A 22,683-nucleotide genomic window follows, 5' to 3' on the forward strand; every position below is an offset into this window, starting at 1 on the left:
GGGTGGACGATGTCGAGAAGCGCACAGCGTTCCAGGGCGACCGGGCGGGCGATGTTCCTCGCCGGGATACTCGCGTTGTCGGCGGCGGCGTGTGCGTCGCAGGGTTCGTCGGCAGCCGGGGGAACCGCGACGACGAGCGGCGCCGCGGGCACCACCACCACGGTGAGCGGATCGGCGTCGGGCTCGGCCCCGTCGTCGAGCACCACCGCCGAGGCTTCGCAGAGCTCTTCGTCGGCGGACACCGGCGCGGCCTCGTCCTCGTCCTCGGCGCCCGCTTCACCCGCGGACGGCGACTCCACCGGCGGGGCGCTGGCCGCCACCAACAAGCTCACGGACACGGTCACCCAGGGCGGCTTCCGCTTCAAGATCCACTCCGTCTCCCTGCCCTACGCCCCGCCCGCGGGGACGTCCTTCCCGTCGATGGACCCGTTGCAGTGGATGATGATGGACTTCGAAGCCACCAACGTCACCGACGGCGAGCTGCCGTTCTCCACGATCGGCGCGTTCGACGTCTTCGACAGCGAGAAGAACCACTACCAGGCCTCGATCGTCGGCTGGGAGGCGCTGCCGAAGGACAAGCGCTTCCCGGAGGACGACTTCAAGCCCGGGCAGACGATGTCCGGCGAGATCATGTTCCTGGTCCCGAAGGACGCCAAGGGCCTGCTTCTCCAGGTGAACGGGAACATGTTCCATCAGAGCGGGCCTAAGCCGGTGCTTCCGATGGGGCGTTAGGGGCACCGGCGGCCGCCGCCGCGCGTGCCGTAGGCGCCGGTTTCCCCGAGCTGGCGGACGATGCCCAGGACGAGGATGACGGCGACCGCCCGTATGGTGGAGTAGTCAGCGACGCACTGTGTCGTCCAGCACGGAATCGAGGTCGCCGATGTCGCACAGCTTCGAACTGGGTACCGACGGTCCGAAGGTGATCCTGGCGGGCATCGACGGCTCCGAGTCCTCGATCCGCGCCGCCGCCTACGCGGCGGGCCTGGCCCGCCGCCAGCACTCAAAGCTGGCGCTGGTCTACATCCGGCCGCTGGCCTCCTCGCTCTCCCCCGCCGCCGCGGCGGAGATGGCCACCGTCCGCGACGAGATCGCCGATGACCTGCGCAAGCAGATCGAGGAGTACGTCCGCAACCTCCCCCAGGGCACCTTCGCCGACTGGGACTTCCACGTCGGCGAGGGCGATCCCTACCGCGGCCTGGTCGACTTCGCCACCCGCCTCAAGGCGGACGCGGTCGTGATCGGCGCCTCGCAGCAGGCCGGACACCGGATCGTCGGCTCGGTCGCGGTACGGCTGGTCAAGGCGGGGAAGTGGCCGGTGACAGTGGTGCCGTAAGCGGTGGTGTCGTGTAGGCGGTGATGCCGTAGGCAGTGGTGCCATAGCAGTAACGCCCCAGGCGGCGCGGCCCCGATGCGGGCGCCGATGTCGGTCGGCTCTGCCAGGGTGATCACATGGCCGGAACCAGCGACAGCACCGAAACCAGCACCCCTCTCAGCACCAATCTCAGCGCCGATCCCAGCACCAGCCCCCGCACCGCACAAGCCGCGACCAGCGCCGACGGCACCGCGGCCCCCGAGCTCATCGCCCTGCCCGCGGGCCACCGCCTCGCCGTCCGCCGCGCCGGCCACGGCGGCGTGCCCCTCCTCCTCGTCCACGGCTTCCCCTGCACCAGCCTGATCTGGTCGCGCGTCATCGGGCCGCTCGCCGACGCGGGCTTCGACGTCGCCGCACCGGACCTGCGCGGCTACGGCGACTCCGACCTCGTCGCCGACGACGTCTACGACCTGGCCGTCTTCAGCATCGACCTGGCCGCGCTGCTCGACGTCCTGGGCTGGGAACGGGCGGTCGTCGTGGCCCATGACCTCGGTGCCTCCACCACCCTCGACTTCGCCAACCGCTTCCCGGAGCGGGTGGAACGCGTCGTGCTCCTGGACGCCACGGCGCCCGACCTGTCCGAGGCGTACGCGGCCGCCGGGATCACGGCGTCCGGCCCGGACCGCCGGATCCTGTTCGACTACCAGGCCAATCAGGGCCTGCACGCCGACGAGCTGCTCGACATGCTGAACACCCCCGAGCGGCGCCGTCGCTACGTCGGCGAGTTCTTCGGCCATCGCCTGTGGTCCCCGTCGGACGCCTTCAGCGACGCCGACCGGGAGGTGCTGACCGCCGCCTACGCCGACCACGACCGGCTCCGCGTCGCCTTCCGCGACTACGAGATCGTCATGGGGCGCCGCCGGACATCCCTGCCGACGATCGAGGACCGCGGCCTCGACCAGCAGGTGATGGTGCTGATCGGCGCCGACGCGGCGACCCTCGGCGATCCCCGCACGGCCGAAGCCCGGTGTGAGGTCGCCTATCCGCGGCTCGTCGGCCCGTTCTGGATCCGGGGCGCGGGCCACTTCCTGGGCTGGGAGAAGCCGAAGGTGGTCGTCGGCGCGGTGCGGAGCTTCTGCGCCGACCTCCTGGCCGGCGACGGCGCCTTCACCGCACCGGCACGGCGGACCAGTTCAGCAGGAACCTGAGCCCCTCGGCCGACGGCGTGTCCGGCGCCGCGGTGTAGGCGACGAGCAGCTGGTCGGGGTGGGGTGCCCACGCACTGGGTCAGCATCGACGCCATCCAGCGGGCGACGGGCCCGAAGGAGGTGTACCAGGTCGAGGGTGCGACGCACGTCGACTCGTACGAGGTGGACGAGCACGTCAGCGACGCGGTGGCGCGCCTGACCCGGTTCTACCGCGAGAACCTGGGCTGATTCACTCGCCGAGCCGGATCCGCAGGCTGACCGTCCCCCGCAGGTCGAGCCACGCCTCGTCGGTGCTGCGCACCAGGCGCAGCACGACCTGGCCGCAGTCCGGGCACCGGGCCACCAGGCCGGGGGCCGGTCCGTAGACGCGCAGCCGCGCGATCGGGCCGACGGCGCCGCAGCCGGTGCAGCGGCCCTCGGCCGTAGTGACGTCCACGGTGAACAGGTCGGACAGCGGCCCGGCGAGGGCGTTGCCGTCCTCGTACTCGCCGTCGTCGTAGGTGATCCCGGGCTCGTCGCCGAACGGTTCGGTCATCGTCAGCCTCCTGTCGGGCCGAAGCGTTCGGTGCGGATCCGGTCGGGGTCCTGGCCGAGGGCGACCAGCAGGTCCGCGGTGTGCTCGACGAAGCCGGTCGGGCCGCAGACGTAGGTGGTGGGGCCCGCGGCGGCCGGCCAGGCGACCGCGGCCAGGTCGGGGCCGGTGAGGCGGCCGGGCCGGCGGGCCCAGCCTTCGGGCGCCTCACGGGTGTAGAGGAACGTGACGTCCAGGCCCGGGTCGGGAGTCCGCAACTCTTCGAGGTACATCCGGTCCTGCGGGGTCCGCACGGAGTACAGCAGCCGGAAGGGCGCCTCAGCCCCGGTCTGCCGCCGCGAGCGGATCATCGCCATGAGCGGCACGATGCCGGAGCCGCCGGCGACCAGCAGCACCGGTTCGGGCTGCGCGGGCTCCCACACGAACCAACCGCCGACCGGGCCGCGCAGTTCGAGGCGGTCGCCGTCCAGGACGCCGTTGGTCAGGTAGGAGGAGACCTCGCCGTCCTCGACCTCCTGCACGGTGAGCTCGACGCGGTCGCCGTCGGGGGCCGAGGCGATGGAGTAGCTGCGCTGGGTGCTGTAGCCGTCCTCGGCGGTCAGGCGGACGTCGACGTGCTGACCGGCCAGGTGCCCCGGCCAGCCGGGCACGTCGAACACCAGCGTGCGGGCCGCCGGGGTCTCCGCACGCTGCCCGACCAGGGTGGCGACCCGCCACCGCAGCCGTTCGCCTAGTCGCCCTGGTATCGCTGCTCGCGCCATGGGTCTCCGTAGTCGTGATAGCCGGCGCTCTCCCAGAAGCCGGGCTCGTCCTGCATCAGCAGCTGGATGCCGCGCACCCACTTCGCGGACTTCCACAGGTAGAGGTGCGGGACCAGCAGCCGGGCCGGGCCGCCGTGCTCGGGCGGCAGGTCGGCGCCGCCGTAGCCGTAGGCGATCCAGGCCTTGCCGTCGAGCAGGTCCGCCAGCGGCAGGTTGGTGGTGTAGCCGCCGTAGGAGTGCACGAGCGCGTATTCGGCCGCGGTCTCGACGTCGCCGAGGAGCGTGTCCATCGACACGCCCTGCCAGGTCGTGTCGAACTTCGACCACTTGGTCACGCAGTGCAGGTCCACCACCGGACGCTCGGACGGCAGCGCCAGGAGCTGCCGCCAGTTCCAGCTGTGCCGGTCGCCGGTCTCGGTGACCACGGTGAACTCCCAGACGTCGCGGCTGACCCGCGGCGTGGGGCCCGCCGACAGCACCGGGAAGTCCGTGACCTCGTACTGGCCCGGCGGCAGCCGGTGTTCCGAGGACTGCCGCCGGCCGTGGAAGCCGCGCGAGACGATCGCCATCCCATTCCGCCCTTTCGTCCCCGGCCTCAGCCGCGGTAGGTCTCCAGCAGTCGCAGCCACACCTCGCCGATGGTCGGGTAGGCCGGGACCGCGTGCCACAGCCGGCTCAGCGGGACCTCGGCGGCCACCGCGACGGCCGCGGAGTGCACGAGCTCGGCGACGCCGGGCCCGACGAACGTCACGCCGGCCAGCACCCCGCGGTCCTCGTCGACGACCGCGCGGGCGCGGCCGCGGTAGCCGTCGGCGTACAGCGCCGCGCCGCTGACGTCGCCGAGGTCGTAGTCGACGGCCCGGACGCGCAGCCCCCGGCGGCCGGCCTCGTCCAGGGTGAGGCCGACGGCGGCGACCTCCGGGTCGGTGAACACCACCTGGGGCACGGCGGCCAGGTCGGCGGTGGCGACGCTGCGGCCCCAGGGCCGCAGGTCCAGCGGGCGGCCGTGGACGCGGTCGGCGATCACGCCGCCGAAGACCCGGCCCTGGTACTTGCCCTGATGGGTGAGCAGGGCCCGGTGGTTGACGTCGCCGGCGGCGTAGAGCCAGCCGCCGTCGACAGCGGTGACCAGGCCGGTGTCGTCGACGGCGAGCCAGTCGCCGGGCTTGAGGCCCACGGTCTCCAGTCCGAGGTCGGCGGTGGCGGGGCGGCGCCCGGTGGCGAACAGGACCTCGTCGGCGGCCAGGGTGCCGCCGGAGGCGAGGGTGAGGACGACGCGGTCGTCCGCGTCGCGGCGGACCTCGGTCACGGACTCGCCGAAGCGCAGGTCGACGCCGGTGGCGGCGAGGCTCTCGGCGACGAGTTCCCCGGCGAAGGGCTCCATGTTCGCCAGGACGCCCCGGTCCCGGACCAGCATCGTGACCGCGCTGCCGAGCCCGCGCCAGGCCGTGGCCATCTCGACCGCGACGACGCCGCCGCCGACCACGGCCAGGTGGCCGGGCACGCTCTTGGCTCCGGTGGCCTCACGGCTGGTCCAGACCCGGGCGCCGGCCAGGCCGGGCAGGTCCGGGAGCGCGGCCTGGGAGCCGGTGCAGACGGCGACGGCGTGGCGGGCGTGCAGGACGCGCTCGCCGCCGTCGGGGGTCCGGACCACGACGCGGCGCGGGCCGTCGAGGCGGCCGTGGCCGCGGACCAGGTCCAGGCCGGCGTTCTCCAGCCAGGCGACCTGGCCGTCGTCCTTCCAGCCGGAGACGAAGGAGTCGCGGCGGGCCAGGACGGCGGCGGTGTCCGGGACGCCGGTCACCGCCTGTTTGGCGCCGCCGACGTGGCGGACGTCGTTCAGGGCGGCGACCGGCCGCAGCAACGCCTTGCTCGGCATGCAGGCCCAGTAGGAGCACTCCCCGCCGACGAGTTCGTGCTCGACGACGGCGACCCTGAGCCCGCCGGCGTGGACGCGCTCGGCGAGGTTCTCCCCGGTCGGTCCCGCACCGAGGACGATGACGTCGTAGACGTCGTGGTCGGCGAAGCCCCCGTCCGGCAGTCCGTCGTCGCCTGTCGAAGGCGCCACGCCTTCACGGAAGACGGGTGCCCCTTCGGACACCATCTTCTCGGCTCGGCGTACGTCGACCTCACTCACGGGCTCCATGTTCTCCTCCATTCGCCGTCTGCGCATGCCGAGCGGCGGACTTACCCGGTATCAGGCGGTTGAAGCGAGGAGGTCGAGCTGCGCGACGCTGAGGCGGAGCGCGCCGGCGGCGACGTTCGCCTCCAGGTGCGCGAGGTCGCCGGTGCCGGGGATCGCCAGGACGTGCGGACCCTGGGCCAGGGACCAGGCGAGGCGGATCTGCTGCGGGGACGCGCCGTGGGCGCGGGCGACGGCGAGGACACCCGGGTCCTCCGGAGCGGTCGCCGGGTCGGGCGCGGAGCCCGACGCGCGGGCGCCGGCGATGGCGAAGAAGGGGACGAAGGCGATGCCCAGGTCGCCGCAGGCCCGCAGCAGGCCGGCGGAGGCCGGGTCGCCGAGTCCGAAGCGGTTCTGCACGGCGACCACGGGGGCGATGGCGCGCGCCTCGTCGAGCTGCGCGACGCTGACTTCGGACACGCCGAGGTCGCGGATCAGGCCCTCGGCGCGCAGGTCGGCCAGCGCACCGAAGTGCTCGGCGATGGACGCCTGCCCCATGGTGCGGAGGTAGACGAGGTCGAGGTGGTCGCGGCCCAGCTGGCGGAGGTTCTCCTCGACGTCGCCGCGGAGCTGGTCCGGCCGGGCGGCGGCCTCCCAGGCGCCGGAGCGGTCGCGGCGGGGGCCGACCTTGGTGGCGACGAGGACCTGGTCGCCGTACGGCGCCAGCGCCGCGCCGACGATCTCGTTGGCGGAGCGGAGCGCTGAGAAGTAGAAGGCTGCGGTGTCGATGTGGTCCACGCCGAGGTCGACGGCGCGGCGGACGACGGCGACGGAGGCGGCGCGGTCGCGGGGCGTGCCGCCGTGGAACGCGGCGGTGCCGGTGAGGCGCATGGCGCCGAAGCCGAGGCGGTGGACGGTGCGCCCGCCGAGCTTCCAGGTGCCGGAGGCGGAAGCCGAGACGGCGCGGGGGCCGGGTGCGGGTGCGGTGACGGCGGCGGCCGTCGGAGCGTCGGAAGGAACGGATGCAGAGTTCTGTGCTGTGGTCACGGCGACTTCTGCCAGACGCACGCCGGCTTGCGCCATGATCGCCGTCCGAGATACTATGTGCGCATAGTAAATTCGAGGGAGGGCACATCATGTGGGAGTACGAGTTCACCGCCGAGGCCGAGGTCGCGCCGCACGCCGTGTGGAAGCTGTGGGCCGACCCGCTGGGCTGGCACACGTGGAACGACGGGGTGGGCGAGGTCGTGCTGAACGGGCCGTTCGCCGTCGGCACCACCTTCACGATGACTCCGCCCGGTCAGGACCGGATCCAGCTGACCATCACCGAGGTGACCGAGGACCGGGCGTTCGTCGACGTCGCCGAGGGACCGGGCATCACCGTCACCACCTATCACCTGATCGAGGACCTCGGCGCCGGCCGCACGAAGGTCACCTACCGCACCGAGATCACCGGTGACGCCGCCGACGAGCTCGGCCCGCGGATCGGCCCCGAGATCTGCGGCGACTTCCCCGACGTCGTGGCCAGGCTGCTCGACCTGGCGGCAACCTCCACCCTCTAGAGTCGGCCCCGTGCCCGAAGCCCCCAGCGTCTCCCTGCCCACCATCGCCCGCGAGTGGCTGCGGATCGGCGTCACCGGCTTCGGCGGGCCGCCCACGCACATCGTCCTGCTGCGCCGGCTGTGCGTGACCGACCGGCACTGGATCGAGGAGCCCGAGTTCGAGGACGCCATCGCGGCGGTGAACCTGCTGCCGGGACCGGCGTCCACGCAGCTGGCGATCTGGTGCGGCTGGCGGCTGCGCCGCACGGCCGGCGCGTTGCTGGCGGGTTTCTGCTTCATCGTGCCCGGGCTGGTGCTCATCATCGGCCTGGCCGCGGTGTTCCTGGCGGCGCATCCGCCGAAGGTCGTGCTGGGCGCGTCCGCCGGGGCCGGGTCGGCGGTGGCGGCGGTCGCGCTGCACGCGGCGTGGGGGCTGGCCCCGGCCAGCTGGAAGCGCATTCAGCGGGCCGGCGCGGACGTCGCGAACACCCCGGCGAAGACACGCTGGCTGACCTACGCCACCCTCGGCGCGCTGTCGGCCGCGCTCATCGGCCCCTGGCTGGTGCTGGTCCTGCTGGCCTGCGGCCTGATCGAAGTGGCGGTACGGCTCCGCCCCGCGGCCGGCGTCCGCGCCCTCCTCCCGTTTCTGGCTCCGGCGACGAGCGCCACCGGGGGCCTGCTGGCGCTGGCCTTCACCGCCTTCAAAGTCGGCGCGCTCTCCTACGGCGGCGGCTTCGTCATCATCCCGCTGATGCAGCACGACGCGGTGCGCACCCACCACTGGATGTCCTCCAGCCAGTTCCTCGACGCCGTCGCGCTCGGCCAGATCACGCCGGGGCCGGTGGTGCAGACGGTCGCCGTCGTCGGGTACGCGGCCGCGGGGGTGGGCGGTGCGCTGCTGGCGGCGGGAGTGGCGTTCGCGCCGTCGTTCGTGTTCGTGATCGCCGGCGGTTCGCACTTCGACCGGATGCGCGGCGACAAGGGGGTGCAGGCGTTCCTGACCGGCGCCGGGCCCGCCGTCATCGGTGCGATCGCCGGTTCGGCCATCCCGCTGGCCGCCGCGCTGGACCACCCGTGGCAGTTCGTCCTCCTGGCCTCGGCCGCGGTCTGGCTCCTCGTGCTGCGCCGCGGCGTGGTGTCGGCGCTGCTGCTGGCCGCGGCGTGCGGGGCGGCGGGCGTCGCGCTCGGCCTACCGGTCTGAGATCAGGCCGGTCCCCCGCACCACGGCGGCCATGTCCGCGAACTCCGGCACCACGTACAACAGGAACGGATCGCTGCTCACGAACAACCCGAACAGGGTCGCGACGGCGTCCTGCCGGCCCAGCCGGCACGCGTGGAAGTAGGCCTCGACGATGTACGGCACCGACTCCTGGTACCGCACCTTCGTGCCGGCGCCGTACGCGCACCAGTCCGTGGCGATGTCCACCAGGTAGCCGCGCACCTCGGCGTTCGGCTCGGCGTCGGGGATCCGGACCGGCTTCATGCCGTCGAAGGCCTGCATCAGGGCACTGACCCGCTCGTTGCGCCGCTCCCGCAGCCGCACGATCCGCGGGTCCACCTCGGCGGCCGGCACCCCCTCGCGCTCGAACCACGGCAGGCTCACGTTGCCGTACATCCGCCGCAGCGCGACGTGCGTGTACTCGTGCATCAGCGTCGCCGCCAGCCGCACCGCCGCCACCTCGTCGTCCACCCGGCGGGCACTCGCGTCGGCCGCGTAGACCGCCGCCGGCCCCTCCAGCGTGACGCCGGAGGCCGCCGGGAAAGGGCAGGCGGGGCACCCGGTCCCGAGGTGGCACTCCGCGGTGCGCTGGCACCGCAGCACCTTGCCCTTGAACAGCATCGTCACGAACTTGTGCTCGGGGTCCGGCCAGGGCCGTCCGGAGAGCAGGTCGGTCCCGCCGTGGGTCTGGCTGGCGGCGATCATCAGGATGTCGGCCAGCGGCGGGAACCGGGACGCGGTCTCCTCCAGCAGCCGCAGCGCCCGGCGGTACAGGCCGAAGGTGGCGGCCTCCTCCCGGTCGAGCACCCGCCCGCAGTTCAACAACACGTCACGAACTCTCACCGCCGCGCCGGGCGGCACGGCCGGCAACGGGGCGCGCGTCTTCGCCGCCGCCGCGTCGACCGTCGTCCCGCCCAGGTAGCCCATGGAATCCCCTCCGCCGGTTTTCCCGTCCGTTCCACGCTAGAGGACTTATCAACGTTCGAGAACGCACCCCGGTGCGGGGTAACCCCGCCACCGGGCGCCCGGCCGGTGCGCCCCTTACGCCCGCCGCGCGGCCGCCACCTGCCGTTTCCGGATTGTTATCGACTACAACAAACTCGACCCCCCGGACCCCCTTCCGGACCGGCTCGCGCTCGAATATGTTCCCGTCAACAACAAACGGCCGGCCGGCCTCGTTCGTCAAGCACAGCCCAGCACTGCCCAGCACCACTCCCCCGGGAACCCCGGAAGCCAACCCGGAATGCCCGGACTCCCACCCACCAGTCCTCCGTCCCAAGAAGGGGTATCGGATGAAGAAGCAGATGCTGCGTGTCCTCGTCGCGACCGCGGCCACCGGACTCGCGCTCAGCGCGTGCAGCAGCGGCAAGTCCGTCTCCAGCAGCTCTTCCGGCTCCTCGAGCACCGGTTCCGCGGCCAGCTCCTCCGGCGGCGCGAGCGGCAAGAAGCCGTTCATCGGCGTGATCCTGCCGGACAGCAAGTCCTCGGTCCGCTGGGAGAGCCAGGACCGGCCCTCCCTGGAGGCCGCGTTCAAGGCCAAGGGCCTGAAGTACGACATCCAGAACGCCCAGGGCGACAAGAACCAGTTCCAGACCATCGGCGACCAGATGCTCAACGAGGGCGTCACGGTGCTGGTGATCGTCGACCTGGACTCCGGCAGCGGCTCGGCCGTGCTGGCCAAGGCCAAGGCCCAGGGCGTGGCGACCATCGACTACGACCGCCTGACCCTCGGCGGCGGCGCCGACTACTACGTCAGCTACGACAACGTCGCCGTCGGCAAGCTGCAGGGGCAGGGCCTCCTGCAGTGCCTCAGCGGCCAGACCAAGCCGACGGTGGCCGAGCTCAACGGCGCCCCCACCGACAACAACGCGACGCTGTTCGCGCAGGGCTACAACAGCGTGCTGGACCCGAAGTACGCCGACGGCACCCTGACCAAGGGCCCGAACCAGTCCGTGACCGGCTGGGACAACCCCACCGCCGGCACCGACTTCGAGCAGATGCTCACCTCGACGCCGAACATCGGCGGCGTGCTGGTCGCCAACGACGGCATGGCCCAGTCGGTGATCGCGATCCTGAAGAAGAACCACCTCAACGGCAAGGTCCCGGTCACCGGCCAGGACGCCACCGTCGCCGGGCTGCAGTCGATCCTGGCCGGCGACCAGTGCATGTCGGTGTTCAAGGACACCAAGAAGGAGGCCGCCGCGGCCGCCGAGCTGGCCATCGCCCTGGCCAACGGCACCCCGGCCAGCAGCGCCACGGCCACCGTGCACGACCCGCAGCTGAACAAGGACGTGAAGTCGGTGCTGCTGACCCCGGAGGCGATCACGAAGGCGAACATCAACGACGTGTTCACCGCCGGCGGGGCCGACAAGGCCCAGGTCTGCACCTCCGAGTTCGCCTCGGCCTGCTCGGCCGCCGGCATCGGCTGAGCACGCCGGCCGGGTCCCGCCGCCCACCGCAGCGGGCGGCGGGACCCGGCCGCGCGAGCACCAGGCTTCATCTCAAGAAGGAGTGTCAGCACCCGTGTCCGCGGTGTCATCGGAACCCACCCTGTCCCTGAAAGGGATCCACAAGAGCTTCGGCCCCGTCCACGTCTTGCGCGACGTCGACTTCGAGGCGCACGCCGGCCAGGTGACCGCGCTGGTCGGCGACAACGGCGCCGGCAAGTCCACGCTGGTCAAGTGCATCGGCGGCATCCACCCCGTCGACAGCGGCGAGATCCGCTACAACGGCGAGTCCGTCACCATCGGCAGCCCGCGCGAGGCCGCCTCGCTCGGCATCGAGATCGTCTACCAGGACCTGGCGCTGTGCGACAACCTGGACATCGTCGGCAACATGTTCCTGGGCCGGGAGTCCAAGCGCGGCGTCGTGCTGGACGACGAGCAGATGGAGCAGATGGCCCAGCGGACGCTCACCAGCCTGTCGGTGCGCACCGTGCGCTCGGTCCGCCAGCCGGTGGCCAGCCTGTCCGGCGGCCAGCGGCAGACCGTGGCCATCGCCAAGGCCGTGCTGTGGAACAGCAAGGTCGTCATCCTCGACGAGCCGACCGCCGCGCTCGGCGTGGCCCAGACCGCCCAGGTGCTGGAACTCGTGCGCCGCCTGGCCGACACCGGCCTGGCCGTCATCCTCATCTCCCACAACATGAACGACGTCTTCGCCGTCTCCGACCGCATCGCAGCCCTCTACCTCGGCACCACGGCCGCCCAGGTGAAGACCTCCGAGGTCACCCACTCCCAAGTGGTCGAGCTGATCACGACCGGCGGCAGCGACAGCCTGGGCCGAAAGGACTCCTAGCGATGGGAACCCTCACCACCGCCTCCGCGTCCGACGACCGGACGGCCGCCGGACCACCGGCCTCCCCGTTGACCTCCTACCTGCGCGACTACTGGGCGCGCGTACGCTCCGGCGAGATCGGCTCGCTGCCGGCCGTGGCCGGACTGCTGGCGCTGTCCACGGTCTTCGAGATCCTGCGGCCCAAGCTGTTCCTGACCAAGGCCAACATCGCCAACCTGTTCACCCAGGGCGCCGGCGTCACGATCATCGCCATGGGGCTGGTGTTCGTGCTCATCATCGGCGAGATCGACCTGTCCGCCGGGTTCACCGCCGGACTGTGCGCCACCGTGATGACGCTGCTGATGACCAAGGAGCCGGGGCTGCCGCTGCCGCACGGCAACAGCTGGTACGTCGGCGTGCCGGCGGCACTGGTCACCGGCATGCTGGCCGGGGCGCTGATCGGCTGGATCGTCTCCAAGGTCGCGGTCCCGTCCTTCGTCGTGACCCTGGCCGCGTACCTGGCCTTCCAGGGCGTGATCCTGATGCTGCTCGGCGAGGGCAACATCGTCCGGATCAGCGACCCGAACATCCTGCGGCTGGAGAACACCAGCCTGGACCCGGCCGTCGGCTGGATCCTGTACGTGCTCGTGGTCCTGGCCTACGCCGCGGTGCGGATCCTGAAGGTCCGCCGCCGCGCCCACTCCGGCCTGGCCTCCGAGCCGCCGACGCTGACCGCCATCCGGATCGGCTCGCTGGCCGTGCTGCTCGGCGTGCTGGTCTTCGTGCTCAACATGGAGCGCAGCCTGAACCCGGCGCGCTCGCTGAAGGGCGTCCCGGTGATCGTGCCGGTGATCGGCGCGCTGCTGCTGCTGTGGACGTTCGTGCTGAACCGCACCGCCTACGGCCGGCACCTGTACGCCGTCGGCGGCAACCGCGAGGCGGCGAGGCGGGCCGGCATCGACGTCACCAAGGTCCGGATATCCGCGTTCGTCATCTGTTCCCTGATGGCCGCGGTCGGCGGCATCATCCTGGCCTCCCGGGCCAACTCCGTGGACGCCAACACCGGCGGCAGCGACATCCTGCTGAAGTCGGTCGGCGCGGCGGTGATCGGCGGCGCGAGCCTTTTCGGCGGACGCGGCCGGGCCCTGGACGCGGTCCTGGGCGGCGCCGTGATCGCCGTGATCGACAACGGCATGGGCTCGCTGGGCTGGGCCTCCGGCACGAAGTTGGTCTTCACCGGTATCGTGCTGCTGCTGGCGGCCGGTGTGGACGCACTCTCGCGCAAACGGGCCGCGGCCGGATCGTGACCCGGCCGGTGTCAGCTGCCGCCCACGGTCCGGAAGGGGAGTCCGCTCTTGGTGCGTGCTGCGCAGACGACTGAAGACCTGCGCCGCTCCAACCTGTCGGCGGTGCTGCGGCAGGTCCACTTCTCCGGGCCGATCTCCCGCACCGACCTGACCGCCCGCCTGGGACTGAACCGGTCGACCATCGGAGCCCTGACCTCCGAACTGGCCGACGCCGGCCTGGTGACCGAACAGGCCCAGGCCGGCGGGGGCCGCACCGGCCGGCCGTCCCTGCTGGTGCGGCCGGAGTCGGGCCGGGTCCACGCCCTGGCGGTGGCGGTCGGCGTGGACCGGATCACCGCGGCCCGCGTGGGCCTGGGCGGCGTGGTGCTGGACCGCCGGGACACCGGCACCTCCCGCGAGGAGTTCTCCCTGGACTCGGTGGTGGGCACGGTGCGGACCTTCGCGGAGTCGCTGCGCCAGGCCGCCCCGTCGGACGCCGTGAACATCGGCACCGGCGTGGCGTTCTGCGGCATAGTCCGCGGCGACGACGGCGAGGTCTGCTTCGGCCCGAACATCGGCTGGGACGCCGAGCCCCTGGGCCGGGCCCTGGCCGACTCCCTGGCCGAGGTCTACGGCCGCCACCGCCCGGTCAGCGTCGGCAACGACGCCGACCTGGGCGCCCTGGCCGAACACGCGCGCGGCGCCGCCACCGGCTGCGACGACGTGATCTACCTGCACGGCGACGTCGGCATCGGCGCCGGCATCATCGCCGGCGGCACCCTGCTGTCCGGCACCGACGGCTTCGCCGGCGAGATCGGCCACATGGCGGTCCGCCTGGAGGGCGGCAAACTCTGCGGCTGCGGCGCCCGCGGCTGCTGGGAGACCGAGATCGGCGAGTACGCGCTGCTGAAGGCGGCCGGCCGCGAAGGCGTCGGCCGCGAGGCGGTGGAGGCCGTGGTCCTGGCCGCCCGCCTCGGCGACACCGACGCCCAGCAGGCCCTGCTGCGCGTCGGCGACTGGCTCGGGTTCGGGGTCGCGAACCTGGTGAACATCTTCAACCCCCAGATGATCATCATGGGCGGCATGCTCCGCGGCGTGTATCTGGGCGCGGCGACGCACGTACGGGGCCGGCTGCGCACGTCGACGCTGGCGACCCACCGCGAGTCGGTACGGCTGCGGACCCCGGTGCTGGAGGACGACGCACCGCTGATCGGGGCGGCGGAACTGGCCTTCGCGCGTCTGCTGGCGGATCCGCTGGAGGCGGGGCGGTAAGCAGAGCCCTGCCCTGCTCAGAACAACGGGGTCGCGCCGCGCACCGAGGCGACCTTGCCCCCGTCGACGGAGACGATGGGCTCGGGATACCCGCGCTCGGTCAACGCCTCCGCCCCGAGCCGCCACGGCTGGTGCACCTCGGCCGCGTCGGCCAGGTCCGCGAGTTCGGGCACGTAACGGCGCACGTACTCCCCCTCCGGGTCGTAGCGCGCGGCTTGACGCAACGGATTCAGCACGCGGTTGGGGCGGGTGTCCATGCCGGTTCCCGCGACCCACTGCCAGTTCAGGGTGTTGTTGGCGACGTCCGCGTCGAGAAGGTGCCGGGCGAAGTGCGCCGCACCGGCCCGCCAGTCCAGGCCCATCGACTTGGTCAGGAAGCTGGCGGTGATCAGGCGCGCGCGGTTGTGCATCCAGCCCTCGGCGACCAGCTGGCGCATGCCGGCGTCGACGATCGGGATGCCGGTCCGGCCTTCCCTCCACGCCGCCAGCGCGTCCGGATCGTCGATCCACTCCCCGCGCGGGCGCAGATCCGTGTGCGCGGCATCCGGACGGGCGGCCAGGACCTGGTGGTGGAAGTCGCGCCAGCACAGTTGCCTGATGAAGGCCCGGGCACCGTCCCCCGCGTGGTCCCGCGTCGCCCGGGCGACGAGTTCGGTGGCCGAGAGGCAGCCGAAGTGGAGGTAGGGCGACAGACGGGAGGTGGCGTCGGCGGCGAGGTCGTCGTGGACCTCCTCGTAGTCGTCGACCGTCCGGCTCAGCCAGCGCCGGGCCCGCTCGCGCCCGGCGGTCTCGCCCCCGGGCAGGCTGTTCTCACCGGTCCCGGCCTCCGGCAACGGCAGACTGCCGACATCCGGCACCGTCAACCGCGGTACGGACGCCGGCGCCCGCAGCGGAGCCTCGGCCCAGCGCCGCCAGTACGGAGTGAACACCGAGAAGTGGTCACGATCAGCCGGGCGGATCTCGCCGGGAACCTGAACCGTGTGAACCTGCTCGTGGCGGTGCAGCGCCACGCCGATCGCTTCGAGCTCTGAGGCGAGACGCTGTTCACGGTCCCGCGCGTAGGCCGTGACGTCGGCGGCCACGTGCACCCGCGTCGCCTCGGTCTCGGTGACGACGCGACAGACTTCCTCGACCACGTCGCCGGCCCGCAGCACGAGGCGTCCGCCCTTCCGCCGCAGTCCCTCGTCCAGATCGGCGAGCGCCTGGCTCAAGAACCTCATCCGTGTCTCGGGGATCCGCGAGGCGATGGCGTCGTCCAGGACGAACAGGGGCACCACAGGGTCCTGAGCCGCCGCCGCGAGAACAGGATTGTCATGAACCCGCAGGTCCCGGGTGAACAGTGCTACGGCGGTCACCGCTCCATTACACCAGCCCCGGCCGTCTGGATCCGGGAGGCACTCACCCCGCGAAATTATGACGAATCATCAGTGCTCGACGAAACCGGTGAGTATACTCCCGCCGTCGGCTCGCACAGCTCCGCCGGCCAACGACTCACTGCACACCACCTAAAAGGGATGGGATCCATGCAGAACTCGACGTCCACTTCCGGACGCAGGCTGGCCGCCGCCATGTTCCTCGGGGTCACCTCCGCCGCGATGGTGGCCGGTACCGCGCACGCGGACGGCGGCGTCAAGGGCGCGACCGTCGACAAGACCCTGCTCGACAGCGAGACCGATCACCCTGTGGTCATGACGCACGCCGACGGCACAAAGACGACCGATCACACCGTGCTCATACCGTTGAAGGTGAAGGGCGCCGGCGACGACCTGCTGACCTACTGCATCCAGCAGACGGTCGGGCTCGACCGCGACCAGCTTTACGACGAGCACGACTGGGCGTCGCAGGCCGGCAAGAACGGCATCGACACGGCGCATCTCCAGGGGATCAAGTGGATCCTCAACCACTCCGTCCCCCAGCTCAGCACCGCCGCCCTGGGCACCGCCGCGACCGCGGCCGGCGACAAGGTCAGCGGCCTGACCGACGACGAGGCGGTCGCGGGCACCCAGGCGGCGATCTGGGCCATGGCCGATCCCACCGGGAAGACCGCGATCGACAAGAGCGCGCAGTACACGAAGGACGGAGACGACAACGTCTACCTGATCTTCACCTACCTGACGGCGCAGGCTGGCCTCAACACGGGCGGCACCGACCAGCCGCAGGCGTCGCTGAACGTCGGCCCGGCCGTGCCGCTCCCGAAGGATCAGTCGTACCACGCCGGCGACAAGGTCGCCTTCAAGGTGACGAGCAGCGACACCTCTCACGCGTTCATCTCGCTGGCCCTGGACGACCCGGCCAAGACCGGGGCCAAGCTGCTGGACGCCGACGGCAAGCCGATCGACCCGAAGGCGATGTTCAAGAGCGGTACCACCGTCTACGTCCAGCTGGCCGCCTCCCCCACCCAGGGCAAGGTCACGCTGACGGCTTCGGGCACCGTGACGGGCATCGAAGCCGGCCGCATCTTCCTGAACGAGGACCCGAAGACGCCGTCCCAGAACCTCATCCTGGCGCAGTCGAAGAACGCACAAGTCTCGGGATCGAGCGAGCTGTCGTGGGTTCCGAAGGTCGTGACCCCGCCCACCACCCCGAGCACCACCCCGTCGACCACGCCGAGCACGCACCCGTCGACGACGCCCTCGACCACGCCCTCGTCGACCACCTCGTCGACCACTCCGTCGACCACGCCCACCACCAGCACCACCACGCCGGGCGGGAACCTGGCGCACACCGGTGCGGGCAACACGATGGCCATCGGCGGCGGAGCGCTGGCCCTGGTCGCGGCCGGTGGCGGCATGGTCGTCTACACGCGGCGCAAGAAGGCGACGCAGGGCACGCACGCCTGACGCGGTAGCGAGCGCGAAAACCTCGAAGCCCCGCGGCGACCGGCATCCCGGATCGCTGCGGGGCTTTCGCGTTGGCGTGCCAGCGGCACAGCAGCCCAGCGGCTCAGGCGCTCAGCGCCTCGTCAGCGCGCGAGCGCCGCGACGATGTCCGCCGCCACCTTCTCCGGCGGCGTCGACGTGGCGTCTCCCTGACCGGCGGGCGTGTTCGCGGAGACGTCGATCAGGTAGGGGCCGTCGATGACGATGACCTCGTGCAGGCCGGGCATGGTGAAGACGGTGGCGGGCAGGCCCGCGACGGTCGGCGTCTGGAGCGCTGAGCCGGGGAACCGGCTCGACTGGCAGCGCTGGATGTAGGACGTGCGGTCGGTGAGGTAGGCCGAGACGGTCGCGTTGTCCTGGAACTGGTCGATGGTGGCCGAGAACGCGCTCTGGACGGCGTACTCGCGGTGGGCGTAGGCGGTGCCGAGGACCGAGTAGTCGGGGAGCGTGGCGTTGTCGGCGCAGCTCGCGCTGCGGAACAGGCCGCCCGGGTCGGTGGGCTGGGACACCAGTCGGGGTCCGGAGTCATCGGCGTGGTCGGTGGCGCTGGTGCCATGCGGGAATGAGGACACGCCGGCGAGGATCGCCGCCAGCTGGTTGCCGGTCAGCCGGCCCTTCGGGGTGCCGGTGGGCGGCACGCCGCCGCCGGAGGATCCGTCGCTCGTGGGGGCGCCGCCGGGTTCCGAGCCACCGGACGTGTCCTGGGTGCCGACGCGGGTCTCGAAGCTCTTCGTGTCGTTCTGGCAGCCGGCCTGGACGCCGCTGGTCTCGATGCCGGCGACGCTGTTGTGCCCGCACTGCCAGCCGCCGTCGACGGTCGCGAAGCCGCCCGAGCCCTCCTTGGCCGCCGCACCGTAGTCGGCGTAGATCTTCTTGGCCTCGGCGCAGGACAGGGGCCCGCCGGTGATGAACAGCCGGACGGCCGCGCCGTTGCTGTCAGTGCCGATCTGGCCGCAGTCCGGGCCGTCGGGTGACGCCGCCGACGTCGAAGCGCTCGACGGGTTCGCGGAATTCGGCGAGGAGGCCGCGGAACCGGCCGCCCCCGAGGCGCCCGAGGCGCCCGAGCCGCTCGAAGAACCCGAAGAGCCTGGGGGCTGGACCCCAGCGCTCTTCGCCTTCCCCGAACCGCCGCACGCGCCGAGCGTCAGGACCAGAGCCGTCGCGACGACGGCGACACCGTTGCGGGAAACCGACACGGCCGCAGTATGCAGGGCGGCCGCCACCTCCGGTAGAGGCGAATAACCCTCGAATCAAGCCTCTGATGCAGTTGTCCGCTTCACCCCGGACCCTGAATCGCTGAAACGGGATCGTGGATCGATGGCCAGCCCTTGACACCCTCCCGGGCCGGGTGCATATTTCACTTCGCTGAAACGCTTTACCTCTGTGTAGCACGTCTCTTTGTCACCTTCTCCCAGAAGGAGCTTGATCGATGCAGCTCAGATCCCGAACTCGGTGGACCGCCGCGCTCGCCGGCACCCTGACCCTGGCGTTCTCCGCCGTGGCGGGTGTCGCACAGGCCGCGCCCCGGGGCTCCGCCGCCACCGCGGCCGCGAAGCCCGCCGCGGCCAAGAGCGGCCCGGTCTCGGTCGCATACGTCGAGGTCAACAGCAACAGCATGGTGAACGTCGGCAAGTACAAGCTGGCCGACAGCGGCGCCAACGTCTTCGACATCGGCGTCATCTTCGCCGCCAACATCAACTACGACGGCACCAACGCCTACCTGTACTTCAACCCGCAGGTGCAGAGCGTGCTGGACAACGCGGCGACGCAGATCCGGCCGCTGCAGGCGAAGGGGATCAAGGTCGAGCTGTCGATCCTGGGCAACCACCAGGGCGCCGGCTTCGCCAACTTCCCGTCCAAGGCCGCCGCCTCGGCGTTCGCCAAGCAGCTGTCCGACGCCGTCACCAAGTACGGGCTCGACGGCATCGACTTCGACGACGAGTACGCCGACTACGGCGTCAACGGCACCGGGCAGCCCAACAACAGCTCGTTCGTGTACCTGATCCAGGCCCTGCGCGGCTACATGCCGAACAAGCTCATCACGCTCTACGACATAGGCCCGTCCTCGACACGGCTCTCCTACAAGGGCGTCAACGTCACCTCCATGTTCAACTACGCGTGGAACCCCTGGTACGGCTCGTTCGACGTGCCCGACATCGCGCTGCCCAAGAGCCGCCTGTCCCCCGCGGCCGTCGACTTCGGCTCGACCGACTCGGGCACCGCGGCCGATCTCGCGCAGCAGACCGTCGACGGCGGCTATGGCGTGTATCTCACGTACAACCTGACCAGCACCGACATCCACGACTACATCTCCAGCTTCACCAACGTGCTCTACGGAGCGAACGCGGTCTACACCGGCTGAGAAGGCACAGCGAGAGCGGCGGGGCCGGCGCGGACGACGCGCCGGCCCCGCCGCTCTCGCAACGCACCGATCTGGAGACATTCGGCCTCGACGAATCGTCTCGCCTGGCTGGCGGAGCAGGGTCTGTAGCTGTCAGCTCGCCATCCGGTCCCCGTCCGAGCGGCTCAGGGCGTCGCGCAGTGCGGCGCGCGTCGTGATGCCCAGCTTCGGGAAGATGCGGTACAGGTGCGAGCTGACCGTGCGCGGTGACAAATGCATCCGCTCCCCGATCTCCTTGTTGGTCAGCCCGCTCGCGGCCAGGTCGGCGATCCGCCGCTCCTGCCACGTCAGCGAGGCCAGGTTCAGGATCGAGGCGCGCGGCGCGCTGCCGGCGGCCCGCAGCTCCAGGTGCGCGCGCTGGGCCCAGGCGGCGGCGCCGAGGCGGTCGAACGCCTCGGCCGCCTGCACCAGCAGATGCCGCGCCGCGACGCGGCCCTTGACGTGCCGCACGCGGATCCCGTGGGCCAGGCGGATCCGGGCGAGGTCGAACGGGAACCGTGCGGCGTCCGGGTGGGCTTCGGCGAGGGCGAACATCTCCTCCGCCTCCTGCTCGCCGTCCGCGGTCATGGCCAGTGCGCCGTACGTGAGCAGCGCCAGGCGCGGCGAGATCCCGGGCAGGCCGGCGTCGCGGGCCGCCAGCGCGTGCTGCCGGGCCTGCTCGGCACGCCCGGTGTGCCGGGCGGCCTCGACGAGGTCGAGCAGCATGCGCGGGGCCTGATACATGTACGGCTGGAACGTGCCCGGCGCGGTGACGCCGACGGCGTACAGGTACGCGGCCTCGTAGTCGCCGGTGTTCAACGCGGCCAGGGCGCCGCCGGCGTCGGCGAGCTGGGTCAGGAACCCCAGACCGCGCGGCCGGGCCCAGGAGTCGACCTCGGCCTGGAGGTCCCGCGCCCGCGCGACCTGACCGCGCAGCGCCGCGAGGTACGCCAGGTATCCGCGGCCCTGCATGGCGAACAGCTCCAGGCCGTGCTCGACCGCCACCTCCAGCGCCCGCCGCCCGCACCGCTCGGCCTCGTCCCACTCCCCGACCGCGATCTGGTCGAGCATGATCAGGTGCAGCATCACGATGCCGCTGGCGGCCGCGCCGGTCTCCAGCTCGCGGTCGACGACGCGCTGCAGGTGCGGACGGTACTGGCTCAGGACGTCGAGATGGTAGGCGGCCACGCCGAGCCGGGTGACGTCCCACGGCTCCAGATCCCCCAGCCGGCCCGTGGCCTGCTCCACCTGCCCGACGCCGGCGGCGCCGTGCCGGACGACGTCGCTCCATGTGCCGCTGAACAGCCGTGACTCCGCGGTCACGACCTCGCCCAGCGAGTCCAGGAGCGCGTGGGTGCGCTCCCACATGGCGGCGTCCCCGGCGTACTGGCTCATCGCCAGCAGCAGGTCGACGAGCCGGGTCAGGACCTCGCCGGACTCGGGCGCCCCGGCGTCGCGCAGGCTCTCGATCGTCGTCGTGACCTGACGCCACGTCGACCGCACGTCGCCGTTCTGGTACAGCGCCTGGTACGCGGAGGCGATCACCGCCGCCGGGGATTCGGCCACGCCCGCTCCGGCGTCGGCGACCACCAGGCGGTGGGCCTGCCCGAGCTGCGCGGCGTGGCCGGCGATGAACGCCGCGTCGGCGAGCCGCCGCGACCGGTCGGCGTGGCTCTCGCTCAGTTCGGCGGCGCGGGTCAGCCACGCGACGGCGGCCAGGGCGCCGCCGCGGCGGGTCACCGACTCGGCGGCCGCTTCGAGGATGTCGGCGACGTCGTCGTCGGGGTCGACGGTGGCGGCCGCGAGGTGGGTGGCGCGCCGCTCCAGATGGTCCCGGTGCACCTGGGCCAGCACCCGGTGGGCGGCCCGGCGCTGGTTCGGGGTGGCCATCTGGACGATGGTGGACCGCACCAGCGGGTGCCGGAACGTGAACTCGCCGGTGCCCGGCTCGATATCGAGCAGCCCGGCGGCCACGGCTTCGTCGGCGTCGCGCATGCGGTAGAGCCCGGAGGGGGCCTGGCCGGGGCGGCCACCGGTTCCGTCGAGCGCGCCCATGAGCAGCTCGGCCCGCACGCTGGGGCTCAGGGCCGCGATCCGCGTCCCGTACAGGTGTTGCAGGCGTCGCGGCACCGCTACGGCGTGCTGGCCGAACAGGTCGTCCGGCATCTCGTCGCCGGAGCCTCCGGTGAAGTGCGCGGGCAGCTCCCGCAACGCGAGCGGGTTGCCCTGCGCCTGGTCGAGCACCAGGCGGCGGACCTGCGTGCTGAGCGCGGGATGGTGCTGGTCGAGCAGCCGCGCGGCGTCCTCCTCACCGAGTGCCGACACCGTCAGCTCCGGCAGGCCGGTGGATTCGAAGCGCGAGGCGACGTCGGAGCGGACCGCCGCCAGCAGCGTGACCGGGCTGCCGGCCAGCCGCCGGCCCACGAAGCCGCAGACGTCGGTGCTGGCGTCGTCCAGCCACTGGCCGTCGTCCAGGACGAGCAGCAGCGGCTGGGACGCCGCGGCCTGGGACAGCAGCGCGAGCACCGCGATGCCCAGGGCCATCACCGAGGGCGGTTTGCCGCCCCCGGTGAAGTCCGGGTAGCCGAAGACGGCGTCGAACACCGTCCGGCTGCCGTCGTCCAGCCCCGAGGCCTCGGCCAGCAGCGGGTGCACCAGCTGGTGCAGCCCGGCGTAGGGCAGCCCGGCCTCGGCCTCGATCCCGGTCGCGCGGACCACCCGGCGGCCGTCCCGGAGCGCGAGCTCGGCCGCGTGGTCGAGCAGGGCGCTCTTGCCGACGCCGGTCTCGCCGCGCAGCACCAGCGCCCGGCCGGAGCCCGCGGTGACGAGCTCGGCGAGCCGTTCCTGCTCGTCGGCCCGGCCGATCATCGTCGTCGTCGTGGCAGACACGTTCCACCT

Annotated in this window: 21 protein-coding genes; 12 read left to right on the top strand and 9 right to left on the bottom strand. The window is 72.1% G+C overall.

Going from position 1 to position 22,683, the window contains the following annotated elements; all coding sequences use genetic code 11:
- Window positions 1-9 precede the first annotated feature (9 nt).
- The 4 genes from ABD466_RS28870 to ABD466_RS28885 all read left to right on the top strand — a co-directional run bounded on the left by ABD466_RS28870 (window position 10) and on the right by ABD466_RS28885 (window position 2,748).
- The gene (locus tag ABD466_RS28870; protein ID WP_344660343.1) at window positions 10-732 is read left to right on the top strand and encodes a DUF4352 domain-containing protein; all 723 of its coding nucleotides are present in this window, start codon (window positions 10-12) and stop codon (window positions 730-732) included.
- 148 nt (window positions 733-880) lie between these two features.
- Window positions 881-1,333, top strand: a complete 453-nt coding sequence (locus ABD466_RS28875; protein WP_344660344.1) for a universal stress protein — start codon at window positions 881-883, stop codon at window positions 1,331-1,333.
- Between the two features lie 116 nt (window positions 1,334-1,449).
- Window positions 1,450-2,520, top strand: coding sequence for an alpha/beta fold hydrolase (locus ABD466_RS28880; protein ID WP_344660345.1), 1,071 nt, complete (start codon window positions 1,450-1,452; stop codon window positions 2,518-2,520).
- Window positions 2,521-2,583: 63 nt separating this feature from the next.
- On the top strand, window positions 2,584-2,748 hold the full coding sequence (locus ABD466_RS28885; RefSeq protein WP_344660346.1) for a hypothetical protein: 165 nt from the start codon (window positions 2,584-2,586) through the stop codon (window positions 2,746-2,748).
- A gap of 1 nt (window position 2,749) precedes the next feature.
- Here ABD466_RS28885 and ABD466_RS28890 read toward each other — a convergent pair whose 3' ends face one another.
- From ABD466_RS28890 to ABD466_RS28910, 5 genes are read right to left on the bottom strand one after another with little or no spacing between them, the layout of a single operon-like run.
- Window positions 2,750-3,055 (bottom strand): DUF6510 family protein, encoded by a 306-nt coding sequence (locus ABD466_RS28890; RefSeq protein WP_344660347.1) that lies wholly within the window; start codon window positions 3,053-3,055, stop codon window positions 2,750-2,752.
- Window positions 3,056-3,057: 2 nt separating this feature from the next.
- Window positions 3,058-3,813: a ferredoxin reductase gene (locus ABD466_RS28895; RefSeq protein ID WP_344660348.1), complete on the bottom strand. Its 756-nt coding sequence runs from the start codon at window positions 3,811-3,813 to the stop codon at window positions 3,058-3,060.
- Window positions 3,783-4,382 (bottom strand): sulfite oxidase-like oxidoreductase, encoded by a 600-nt coding sequence (locus tag ABD466_RS28900; protein ID WP_344660349.1) that lies wholly within the window; start codon window positions 4,380-4,382, stop codon window positions 3,783-3,785. Before ABD466_RS28900 ends, ABD466_RS28895 begins: the two co-directional genes overlap by 31 nt.
- A 26-nt stretch (window positions 4,383-4,408) precedes the next feature.
- Window positions 4,409-5,959: a dihydrolipoyl dehydrogenase family protein gene (locus ABD466_RS28905; RefSeq protein WP_344660350.1), complete on the bottom strand. Its 1,551-nt coding sequence runs from the start codon at window positions 5,957-5,959 to the stop codon at window positions 4,409-4,411.
- Between the two features lie 51 nt (window positions 5,960-6,010).
- Entirely contained in the window at window positions 6,011-6,982 is a 972-nt protein-coding gene (locus ABD466_RS28910; protein ID WP_344660351.1) for an aldo/keto reductase, read from the bottom strand.
- A gap of 89 nt (window positions 6,983-7,071) precedes the next feature.
- On the opposite strand from ABD466_RS28910, the gene ABD466_RS28915 reads away from it, so the two are divergent.
- Together ABD466_RS28915 and chrA are read left to right on the top strand one after the other, a co-directional pair.
- The gene (locus ABD466_RS28915) at window positions 7,072-7,497 is read left to right on the top strand and encodes an SRPBCC family protein (RefSeq protein WP_344660352.1); all 426 of its coding nucleotides are present in this window, start codon (window positions 7,072-7,074) and stop codon (window positions 7,495-7,497) included.
- Window positions 7,498-7,507: 10 nt separating this feature from the next.
- Window positions 7,508-8,677 (top strand): chromate efflux transporter, encoded by a 1,170-nt coding sequence (chrA, locus tag ABD466_RS28920; protein ID WP_344660353.1) that lies wholly within the window; start codon window positions 7,508-7,510, stop codon window positions 8,675-8,677.
- Here the strand turns inward: chrA and ABD466_RS28925 are convergent.
- Window positions 8,666-9,622 (bottom strand): SAM-dependent methyltransferase, encoded by a 957-nt coding sequence (locus ABD466_RS28925; protein ID WP_344660354.1) that lies wholly within the window; start codon window positions 9,620-9,622, stop codon window positions 8,666-8,668. The two genes, chrA and ABD466_RS28925, sit on opposite strands and share 12 nt — an antisense overlap.
- A gap of 365 nt (window positions 9,623-9,987) precedes the next feature.
- Here ABD466_RS28925 and ABD466_RS28930 point away from each other — a divergent pair, with 365 nt between their 5' ends.
- From ABD466_RS28930 to ABD466_RS28945, 4 genes are all read left to right on the top strand, one after another.
- Window positions 9,988-11,124, top strand: coding sequence for a sugar ABC transporter substrate-binding protein (locus ABD466_RS28930; RefSeq protein ID WP_344660355.1), 1,137 nt, complete (start codon window positions 9,988-9,990; stop codon window positions 11,122-11,124).
- A 103-nt stretch (window positions 11,125-11,227) separates the two neighbouring features.
- Window positions 11,228-11,989 (top strand): ATP-binding cassette domain-containing protein, encoded by a 762-nt coding sequence (locus ABD466_RS28935; RefSeq protein WP_344660371.1) that lies wholly within the window; start codon window positions 11,228-11,230, stop codon window positions 11,987-11,989.
- Between the two features lie 2 nt (window positions 11,990-11,991).
- Window positions 11,992-13,275 carry a sugar ABC transporter permease gene (locus ABD466_RS28940; protein ID WP_344660356.1) on the top strand — a complete coding sequence of 428 codons (1,284 nt, stop codon included), beginning with the start codon at window positions 11,992-11,994 and terminating at the stop codon, window positions 13,273-13,275.
- A 51-nt stretch (window positions 13,276-13,326) separates the two neighbouring features.
- Window positions 13,327-14,526 carry an ROK family protein gene (locus ABD466_RS28945; protein WP_344660357.1) on the top strand — a complete coding sequence of 400 codons (1,200 nt, stop codon included), beginning with the start codon at window positions 13,327-13,329 and terminating at the stop codon, window positions 14,524-14,526.
- 17 nt (window positions 14,527-14,543) lie between these two features.
- On the opposite strand, the gene ABD466_RS28950 is transcribed toward ABD466_RS28945, so the two are convergent.
- On the bottom strand, window positions 14,544-15,881 hold the full coding sequence (locus tag ABD466_RS28950; RefSeq protein WP_344660358.1) for a cryptochrome/photolyase family protein: 1,338 nt from the start codon (window positions 15,879-15,881) through the stop codon (window positions 14,544-14,546).
- 168 nt (window positions 15,882-16,049) lie between these two features.
- On the opposite strand from ABD466_RS28950, the gene ABD466_RS28955 reads away from it, so the two are divergent.
- Window positions 16,050-17,366 carry a Cys-Gln thioester bond-forming surface protein gene (locus ABD466_RS28955; protein ID WP_344660359.1) on the top strand — a complete coding sequence of 439 codons (1,317 nt, stop codon included), beginning with the start codon at window positions 16,050-16,052 and terminating at the stop codon, window positions 17,364-17,366.
- A 122-nt stretch (window positions 17,367-17,488) separates the two neighbouring features.
- Here ABD466_RS28955 and ABD466_RS28960 read toward each other — a convergent pair whose 3' ends face one another.
- The gene (locus ABD466_RS28960; RefSeq protein ID WP_344660360.1) at window positions 17,489-18,601 is read right to left on the bottom strand and encodes a hypothetical protein; all 1,113 of its coding nucleotides are present in this window, start codon (window positions 18,599-18,601) and stop codon (window positions 17,489-17,491) included.
- A gap of 233 nt (window positions 18,602-18,834) precedes the next feature.
- Here ABD466_RS28960 and ABD466_RS28965 point away from each other — a divergent pair, with 233 nt between their 5' ends.
- Window positions 18,835-19,767 carry an endo-beta-N-acetylglucosaminidase H gene (locus ABD466_RS28965; protein ID WP_344660361.1) on the top strand — a complete coding sequence of 311 codons (933 nt, stop codon included), beginning with the start codon at window positions 18,835-18,837 and terminating at the stop codon, window positions 19,765-19,767.
- 132 nt (window positions 19,768-19,899) lie between these two features.
- On the opposite strand, the gene ABD466_RS28970 is transcribed toward ABD466_RS28965, so the two are convergent.
- The gene (locus ABD466_RS28970; RefSeq protein WP_344660372.1) at window positions 19,900-22,653 is read right to left on the bottom strand and encodes a helix-turn-helix transcriptional regulator; all 2,754 of its coding nucleotides are present in this window, start codon (window positions 22,651-22,653) and stop codon (window positions 19,900-19,902) included.
- Window positions 22,654-22,683: the final 30 nt, after the last annotated feature.

It is taken from the genome of Catenulispora subtropica (assembly GCF_039531675.1).
Lineage (GTDB): Bacteria > Actinomycetota > Actinomycetes > Streptomycetales > Catenulisporaceae > Catenulispora > Catenulispora subtropica.

What these genes read in the sequence shown, in the direction of transcription:
- ABD466_RS28870 (WP_344660343.1), top strand. Translation starts at nt 10, where the DNA reads ATGTCGAGAAGCGCACAGCGTTCCAGGGCGACCGGGCGGGCGATGTTC.
- ABD466_RS28875 (WP_344660344.1), top strand. Translation starts at nt 881, where the DNA reads ATGTCGCACAGCTTCGAACTGGGTACCGACGGTCCGAAGGTGATCCTG.
- ABD466_RS28880 (WP_344660345.1), top strand. Translation starts at nt 1,450, where the DNA reads ATGGCCGGAACCAGCGACAGCACCGAAACCAGCACCCCTCTCAGCACC.
- ABD466_RS28890 (WP_344660347.1), bottom strand. Translation starts at nt 3,055, where the DNA reads ATGACCGAACCGTTCGGCGACGAGCCCGGGATCACCTACGACGACGGC.
- ABD466_RS28895 (WP_344660348.1), bottom strand. Translation starts at nt 3,813, where the DNA reads ATGGCGCGAGCAGCGATACCAGGGCGACTAGGCGAACGGCTGCGGTGG.
- ABD466_RS28900 (WP_344660349.1), bottom strand. Translation starts at nt 4,382, where the DNA reads ATGGCGATCGTCTCGCGCGGCTTCCACGGCCGGCGGCAGTCCTCGGAA.
- ABD466_RS28905 (WP_344660350.1), bottom strand. Translation starts at nt 5,959, where the DNA reads ATGGAGCCCGTGAGTGAGGTCGACGTACGCCGAGCCGAGAAGATGGTG.
- ABD466_RS28915 (WP_344660352.1), top strand. Translation starts at nt 7,072, where the DNA reads ATGTGGGAGTACGAGTTCACCGCCGAGGCCGAGGTCGCGCCGCACGCC.
- ABD466_RS28925 (WP_344660354.1), bottom strand. Translation starts at nt 9,622, where the DNA reads ATGGGCTACCTGGGCGGGACGACGGTCGACGCGGCGGCGGCGAAGACG.
- ABD466_RS28930 (WP_344660355.1), top strand. Translation starts at nt 9,988, where the DNA reads ATGAAGAAGCAGATGCTGCGTGTCCTCGTCGCGACCGCGGCCACCGGA.
- ABD466_RS28940 (WP_344660356.1), top strand. Translation starts at nt 11,992, where the DNA reads ATGGGAACCCTCACCACCGCCTCCGCGTCCGACGACCGGACGGCCGCC.
- ABD466_RS28955 (WP_344660359.1), top strand. Translation starts at nt 16,050, where the DNA reads ATGCAGAACTCGACGTCCACTTCCGGACGCAGGCTGGCCGCCGCCATG.
- ABD466_RS28965 (WP_344660361.1), top strand. Translation starts at nt 18,835, where the DNA reads ATGCAGCTCAGATCCCGAACTCGGTGGACCGCCGCGCTCGCCGGCACC.
- ABD466_RS28970 (WP_344660372.1), bottom strand. Translation starts at nt 22,653, where the DNA reads ATGATCGGCCGGGCCGACGAGCAGGAACGGCTCGCCGAGCTCGTCACC.